The 7,697-nt window shown below is 43.9% G+C and carries 4 protein-coding genes; 3 read left to right on the top strand and 1 reads right to left on the bottom strand.

What is annotated here, in order from left to right; translation table 11 throughout:
• Positions 1 to 577: 577 nt before the first annotated feature.
• Positions 578 to 1,714 carry an SLBB domain-containing protein gene (locus JUK32_RS19580; RefSeq protein WP_204140548.1) on the bottom strand — a complete coding sequence of 379 codons (1,137 nt, stop codon included), beginning with the start codon at positions 1,712 to 1,714 and terminating at the stop codon, positions 578 to 580.
• Between the two features lie 731 nt (positions 1,715 to 2,445).
• Between JUK32_RS19580 and JUK32_RS19575 the strand changes: the two genes are divergently transcribed.
• Genes JUK32_RS19575 through hepA form a run of 3 tightly spaced genes read left to right on the top strand, consistent with a single transcriptional unit; the run spans position 2,446 to position 7,692 of the window.
• Positions 2,446 to 3,558 carry a glycosyltransferase gene (locus JUK32_RS19575; protein WP_204140547.1) on the top strand — a complete coding sequence of 371 codons (1,113 nt, stop codon included), beginning with the start codon at positions 2,446 to 2,448 and terminating at the stop codon, positions 3,556 to 3,558.
• A 42-nt stretch (positions 3,559 to 3,600) separates the two neighbouring features.
• On the top strand, positions 3,601 to 5,829 hold the full coding sequence (locus JUK32_RS19570) for a tyrosine-protein kinase domain-containing protein (protein WP_204140546.1): 2,229 nt from the start codon (positions 3,601 to 3,603) through the stop codon (positions 5,827 to 5,829).
• Between the two features lie 45 nt (positions 5,830 to 5,874).
• Positions 5,875 to 7,692, top strand: a complete 1,818-nt coding sequence (hepA, locus tag JUK32_RS19565) for a heterocyst formation ABC transporter subunit HepA (RefSeq protein ID WP_204140545.1) — start codon at positions 5,875 to 5,877, stop codon at positions 7,690 to 7,692.
• Positions 7,693 to 7,697: the final 5 nt, after the last annotated feature.

Genomic DNA, 7,697 nt, shown 5'->3' with positions numbered 1-7,697 from the left:
TCACAGATGGCTCCCCTTCTCAATCTGAGAATCTAGCTACATCAATACTCTCAGGACTTTTCTGCACCACTAAGGGCTGGCTCACAGGGGTAATCACCATAGGGTGTCGACGGTGCCAAGGCAAGTCATCGTTTGCTACTCCTGATGTCTTCAGGCAAACAGAAACTCAATGGAGTCGAAGCTTAGCCAGATGGGCATCATGAAATCTGCTTATATTCAGTTAACCTGCAAGCCCTGAGTTGTAAGTAGTTGGGCCTATTTAAACGGTAGTCTGGTGGCTGATTTCGACTCCGCTCAACCAGCAATATTGCTTGGCAGGTCAGAAGTTGAGGGTTGAGCGGAGTCGAAACCCGTCTACGAAATAATTGTGCCTGCCCACTTAGTTGCCCTTGCCAATCACGGTATGACTGTAAAGTACCCAATGAGTCACAGAGTGAACAGAGCCGTTCCGGCCCCCAGTCTTGTCTAGCTCAGAGACTCTACGCCAATCTTGATGGTTTATCTTTCCTCGACTTGTCAGATCAGCAAAAACATCATTGATGCCATCACAAGCTTGCAACTCACCCAACAGTCGATACTATTGCAGCAACCGATTTACCCCTAATATCGTATTCAAAACTCGCGTAATTGGACTCAGGAGAATATCCGTTATGTCTCCAGTTTGGGCTAAGCCAGAACGATTAACCACAATGACATCTTGATCTTTCAAAATTGGATTGTTAGCTGCTGCAATATTCGCCGAAAAGTCAATATCAACATTCTGCTGTACAACTGTCCCGTTAGGATTTACTCTCAATAACTCTACGTAACTACGGTTCGCTCTTGGGTTAAAGCCCCCCGCAGCTAATAAAGCCTGATTTAACGGTGTATTCAGCGGTACGTCTAGCACTCCCGGTTCTTCTACCTCTCCTGAGACGTAAACTTGAATAGTGTCAGGCGCAAAGCTCGCAGTTGACAGTAGAGCTAGTTCTTCAGGGGACAAAGCAGTAGCCGTCGGAATCAAAACCTCGTCATCACTCAAAAGAATAGGATCTTGATCAAGATTGCCGGTGACTACCAAATCCCATAGATCAACACTAATGACTGTTGCTTGATCTCGGCCAAGATTACGTCTAATTTCAACTGCTCGCAGATTGGCGTCTGCAGTAATGCCACCAGCTTGAGAAATAATCTGGGTAAGGGTTGGAAAACGTGAGTCTTGGACATTTGACTCATTGAAATTGTCTAAGCTTGAAACAATATAAGAGCCTGGGCGTTTTACTTCACCAGCAATGCCAATACGCACAGGGCGAAACCGAATGGGCTGAATGTTGACAATCGGCTGACGGATGAATTCGGCATATCGCGCGGCAACTACTGCGATCGCCTGCTGAATGGTTAATCCTTCCACTATCACGCGGCCCGCTTGTGGCAGATTGATTGAGCCATCTTGAGTCACAATGACTTCGCCACTATATTCTTCTGCAGCCAAAATCTGAATATCTAATAAATCACCTGGCCCCAGCCGATATTCGGATACTGAATCGGTAATCTCCTCAAGCTTATCTGGCTCCTCTATCGGGCGAATATCAAATTCAGATAAAACGTCATCACAACTATCGTCACAATCAAAGAGCTCGTCAGCATTAACCGCTTGATGCCAGCCAACGCTAGCCACTATTGCCATGACCACCAAGGCTGATGGTGTGAACCGTAACTGAAAAAGAAAATGCATAACAGCGTCGTAAAACAGTAAACAGACGGTACACACCCATGTCGCTTGTTCTTTTACCGAGCGTCCCAGAAAAGAACAGAGCGACTCTCTACTTTCAACTTTAACTAGCTGGGTATGATTTTTGTCTGTTTTAAGACCAGAGAGGACTCTTCAGATCACTGCCATCTCCGTCCGGTACGCTGCGGGCGTTCGCTGCTTGTTGTCTGATGATTTGGAGAATCTGACCAATAGCATAAATGTGCTGCAACTTGTCGACGAGCCTAGAGTTGATTCCCTGAACATATACGTGAAGAGTCTGTGAGTTTTCTAGAAGCACTAAACTTCCGGAACCGCTCTCGTGAATATCTTAGGTCTGCCATCAGCATAGACCGTAATAACCCTGACAGAAGGCTTCATCTCCCTCGTAAGAGTTAACCATACAGAATCTTCAAATACCGCCTGATGGCAAGAAGACTTGATGAGTTTGCACCAAAGAGGAAGTCGCCTATTACGCCGTATGGAAGGCTCTTGAAGCCAACAGAGCTGCTTTGGTGTTTGTTAAATCAATAAAAAAGAAATTGCTGAATGCTTGCCAGAAAATGTTTGTCCATGTACATTAAGGTTGCTTTAACAAAAAGTTAACTCTTTTGCATGCTTTTACTGTCAAGCATACTGAGCCATCGTCTTAGTCATGCTGGTGAGTAATTGGAAGTATGTAAGCCAGGTTTTTTAAGATCTTGGGCACCTATGACATGAAAATTGCTTTAGTTCACGATTATCTCACTCAGAAAGGTGGGGCAGAGCGAGTTTTTGAATTGCTGTGCCATCACTTTCCTGAGGCTGATATTTACACATCACTATATGATCCACAGGCAACCATCGAATTAAGGGATCGAATAGTCAATACAACTCAGCTACAAAGGATCCCTGGAGCTGCTCGGCACTTTAGGATGTTTGCGCCGCTTTACTTTCCAGCTTTCAGGTTGTTAAATCTTGAGAGTTACGATCTGATTCTAAGTAGCACCACGAGTTTCGCTAAAAGCGTTCGCAAAAGCAAACATGCTAAGCATGTTTGCTTTTGTCACAATGTGACTCGCTTTCTCTGGGATACAGAAACCTACTTGCAGGGATTTGAGCGATATCAAGCGTTTCACCCGTTGCTAGAAGTTGTTTTTCGACAGCTACGACAAGTTGATCTGAAATATGCCCAGGAGCCAGATTTTTACATTGCCAACTCGAGTGTTGTCGCAGATAGGATACGACACCATTACGGACGTCCTGCGACGGTCATTAACTACCCAATTGATGAAAGCCAATTTTCTTTCTCTAATCAAAAAGACGACTATTATCTGGTGTCCTCTCGATTCCTGAGCTATAAACGGATAGATATCATCATTGAGGCATTCAATGTCCTAGGCTGGCCGTTGATGATTATTGGTGATGGCCCCGAACGCAAACGCTTACAAGCTATGGCCCACAGTAACGTAACTTTTTTAGGGCATGTTCATGACGAGCGTCGTAGGCAGCTAATGGGCAAAGCTAAAATGGTGATTGTTGCGGCCTTAGAAGATTATGGTCTCGTGCCAATTGAGTCTAATATTAGTGGTACTCCAGTCATTGCTTATGGAGCCGGAGGAGTTCTAGACACCCAAAGACCAGGCGTCACAGGCTTGTTTTTTGAGGAGCAGACGCCAGAGGCTCTGATAAGTGCCTTGCTGGAAGCGAGACAGATGAAATGGAATTATGAGGTGATCCATGATTACGCCAAGGAGAGATTTACGAAACGTACCTTTTTTAAAGAAGTTGATATTTTTTTAGAGAACTCTCTTCCTACTATGGTTGGAAACGAATTAGCATCTACATAATAATCGTACCGATATCTTTATCATTAGTTCGATTGCTCATATATGGATAGTGTTTCTTCTATTTCAGAGCCGCAGCTCACGCAGCCACAAACGGAAGACTTTGGCTATGGCAAACTGCTTCAAATTATTCTCAGGCGTTGGCCTTGGGTATTAGGGGCTTTGTTGTTTACTGTAACGCTTGCAACGCTTCGAGCATTCACACAGAAACCTGTTTACAGGAGTACGATGCAACTGTTGATTGAACCTAACTTTCAGGATCAGTTACAGGCTTCTGATTTAACCCCCTACGAAGAGTTGTCTAGCGATGACATTGACTATGCTACACAACTTAACCTATTGCGAAGCGAGCAGTTTCTAGAGCAAGCGGTCAATGCGTTAATCAGTCAATATCCCGAGTTGACGATTGATGCCGTTAAGTCTAATTATAAATTGAATCGACTCGTCGACGATGATGCAGAAACTCGAATATTCAAGGCAACTTATTCTTCAGAAGATCCAGCTTTGGCTCAACGCTTTTTAGAAGAATTGCAAGAAGTTTATCTGGAATATAACGAAGCTCGGCAGCAGAATCGCTTGAGACGCGGCTTAAATCATATTGACAACCAACTTGATTCAACTCGAATCAGTTTACAGCAGGCGCAAAACGCACTCAAACAATTTCGTGAAGACTCCAACTTGATTGATCCTAATGTCCAAGCTCAGGAGGCTGCTGCTAGTCTGATCACTGTTCAAGAAGAACGCCGACAACTGGAAGCCAATCTATCTGAGTTACAAGCTCAGTACCAGTTATATGAAGAACAATTAGGATTTTCCCCAGCCTCAGCCTTGATTGCGTCGCGGCTCAGCGAATCGCCACAGATTCAAACTCTGCTTGCCGAGATACAACAAATAGAGTTGGCCCTGGCGGAGCGGCGTAGTGTCTTTACTGATGCCGACCCTACGGTTCAACTTTTGCTAGAGCAGCAGCGTAATCAAAAGCAGATTCTGAACAACACTATCAGCGATATTGTTAAAACTCCAGTTGGTCAGTTCACTCCAGACCTTGCTTCATATTTGCAATTGGGAACAGTAGATATCTCTTTGATCTCTCAATTTTTGGCAACTGATAGTTCTTTTCAAAGCTTGAATGCTCGGCGTGAGAGCTTGCTGATTCAGGAGAGTCAATTAGGAGAAATTCTAGATTCTTATCCGGCACTAATTTCAGAATATGATCAACTCCAACCGGAAGTAGAGACGGAGAGAGCAACCCTTCAAAGACTCCTAGAAGAGCGAGAGAAGGTGGCTTCTGAGCTGTCACGAGAAGGCTATAACTGGCAAGTGGTTGAAATGCCAGAAATTGGACGTAATATTAGTTCGAGTCCGCTGAAGACTATCGCGTTAGGGGGTGTGGTTGGGGTCTTTATCGGCGGGGTCTTGGCCTTTGTACGTGAAATGACCGACACTACGGTGCAAAGCTTGAGCGACTTACAAAAGCAAGTATCTTTTCCTCTTATTGGTGCCTTACCTTGGGTTGATGCAAGTACGCCAGAAGATTTCCGCTCTATGCTGTTTCAGCAAGTTTCGCAATCTTCGAATTATGTGCGTGGATCTACGCTGATTCAACCGTTTTTATATCCGGCTTTTCGCGAGTCGATAGACGTCATTAGTAACTTACTGCAGCTGCGCTATCAGGGCAAGTTCAAGGTGTTGGCGATCGCGTCAGGGATGCCTGAGGAGGGGCGGACGACAGTTGTCTTGGGGCTAGCGTACAGTTTGGCCCGGATGAGTCAGAAGGTGTTAGTGATCGATGCTGATTTACGGTCATCGAACTTAAAGGAAGAATTGTCGATCGAGCATGGGCAAGACTTAGTCACAGCGTTAGAGCATAACACTGTTCCCCAAGCCTTTAAGCCTAGTCAAGTCGGTTCTGCACGGTTTGATGTCTTGCCAGCTGGAGGGATGCCAGCCGACCCTTTGATGTTATTAAGTTCTCCCTGGTTGCAGCATATGCTGGTTCGGTATCGAGACATCTATGACATTGTCTTAGTGGACACCTCACCGCTGTTAGGGACAGCTGACGCGACTAAAATCGCCGGAATTTGTGATGGTGTAGTGCTAGTGACCCGGTTAGATCAAGTAACTCATGATGATTTGAAATCAACAGGAACGATACTCAAATCTTTAGATGTAGTCGGGTTGATTGCTAATGGCGAAAGCTCTTCGCCGTCTTCGTATATTAATAGTCGAGAGACATTAGTGCTGAAACAACCTCAAGCACTGACACGCAATTGATCTCTCTAGCTTTGTCAAGAACACCGAAAAGAGTGTATGTAATCCATGTCTATAAAACCATTTATCTTCAAAAAATCGAGTTTTTGGCGTGAAAACTATTTGATACTGAGAGAATTAAATAGCTTTCGAGGGATTATTGTGATCGCCATAATCTTTACCCTCTTGTCTTCTGTTTTTCAAGGATTAAATATTGGGTTTATTTTGACTTTTCTGCAAGGCTTGACTGAGCCAGATGTTGCTCCTATTCAGACTGGCATCAACTGGATTGATATTCATATTTTGGGAATCAATTTATCAGTTACTGATCGAATCTATCGGATGTCTGCAGTGCTCGTACTTGCTAGTTTTTTGCAAGCAACTTTTACCACTCTGAGCATAGCATATAGTGGTTTGGCTCAAAGCAAACTCGTATATTATTTGCAGATTAGAATTTTTGAAAATCTCCAGAACTTAAGCCTGGCTTTCTTCACCAAGAGCCGTTCTGGGAACCTAATTAACGGTCTGACGACAGAAGTAACCGAACTTAAAAATGTATTTGAAATAGTCTCCTTCATGTTCACAAGGAGCTCTATCTTGTTGGTGTATACAATATCTATTTTATGGATATCTTGGCAGCTCACTATTCTAATCGTTCTACTATTCCTTATAATCTCAGTGTTGACAACAAGATTGTTTAGCATAATCCGCGAACTCAGCTTTCAAATGAGTGCTGCCCGAAGTGCTTATACGTCTACTGGGATTGAGTTTATTAATGGCATTCGTACTATTCAGGTTTCTGCAGCTCAAGATCATGAACGGCAAAAGCTCGGCGATAGAATTTTTCAGGTTTTTAAGGCGGACAGTAAAACTTGGAAAATTAGAGCAGTTGTTGAGCCGATTCCTGAAACAGTTTTGACGTTAGTTGCATTGGGCGTCTTACTTTTTTCTTTCACTGTGCTCATTCCTAATGGCCAACTGGGAACTGCTTCACTGCTCACTTTCTTGTTTGTGCTCATTCGAACGCTACCGATTATTCGACAGCTAAATAACGCCCGAAGCCGAATTAACAAGTATCAAGGAGCTGTAGAAGCCACTAAGCAATTGCTAGATATAAATGGCAAACCTCTTTTTCAGAATGGCTATCTGACATATAGTCCGCTTACAGAAGGCATTGTATTTGATTCAGTTAGATTTGGCTATGATGAACATTCTCTTGTTTTGAAAGACATTGATCTGGAAATTAAGCGTGGTGAAATGACAGCTTTAGTCGGTTCTTCTGGAGCAGGGAAAACGACTTTGGCGGATCTTATACCGCGGTTTTATGATCCAACTGGGGGCAAGATATTAGTTGATGGAATCGATCTAAAACAGATTGAAATTTACTCATTTCGCCGAAAGATGGCAGTCGTGAGCCAGGACACTTTCATTTTTAATTCATCAGTTCGCGATAATATTGCGTACGCACTAAGCGATATTGCTGAAGACAAAATTATCAGTGCAGCCAAAATGGCGAATGCTTGGGATTTCATTCAGGCTTTACCAGCAGGACTAGATACTCATTTAGGCGATCGAGGCGTTTTGTTGTCTGGTGGGCAACGGCAAAGGATCGCGATCGCTCGCGCATTACTCCGAGATCCAGAAATTCTAATCTTGGACGAGGCAACGAGTGCCTTGGACTCTGTAACAGAACGCTTAGTTCAAGAATCGATCGAAAAACTTTCGACGGGACGAACAGTGATCGCGATCGCTCACCGTTTATCAACAATTGCCCGTGCTGACAAAGTTGTTGTTTTAGAGCAAGGCCGCATAGTTGAGGAAGGAAGCTACGAAGAGCTTCTAACTAGTAGAGGGAAACTTTGGCAGTATCATAGTTTGCAAAGCTAGCTTTT

The sequence above is a fragment of the Halomicronema sp. CCY15110 genome (genome assembly GCF_016888165.1).
Lineage (GTDB): Bacteria > Cyanobacteriota > Cyanobacteriia > Phormidesmidales > Phormidesmidaceae > Halomicronema.
This window is presented reverse-complemented; position numbering and strand designations above follow the sequence as displayed.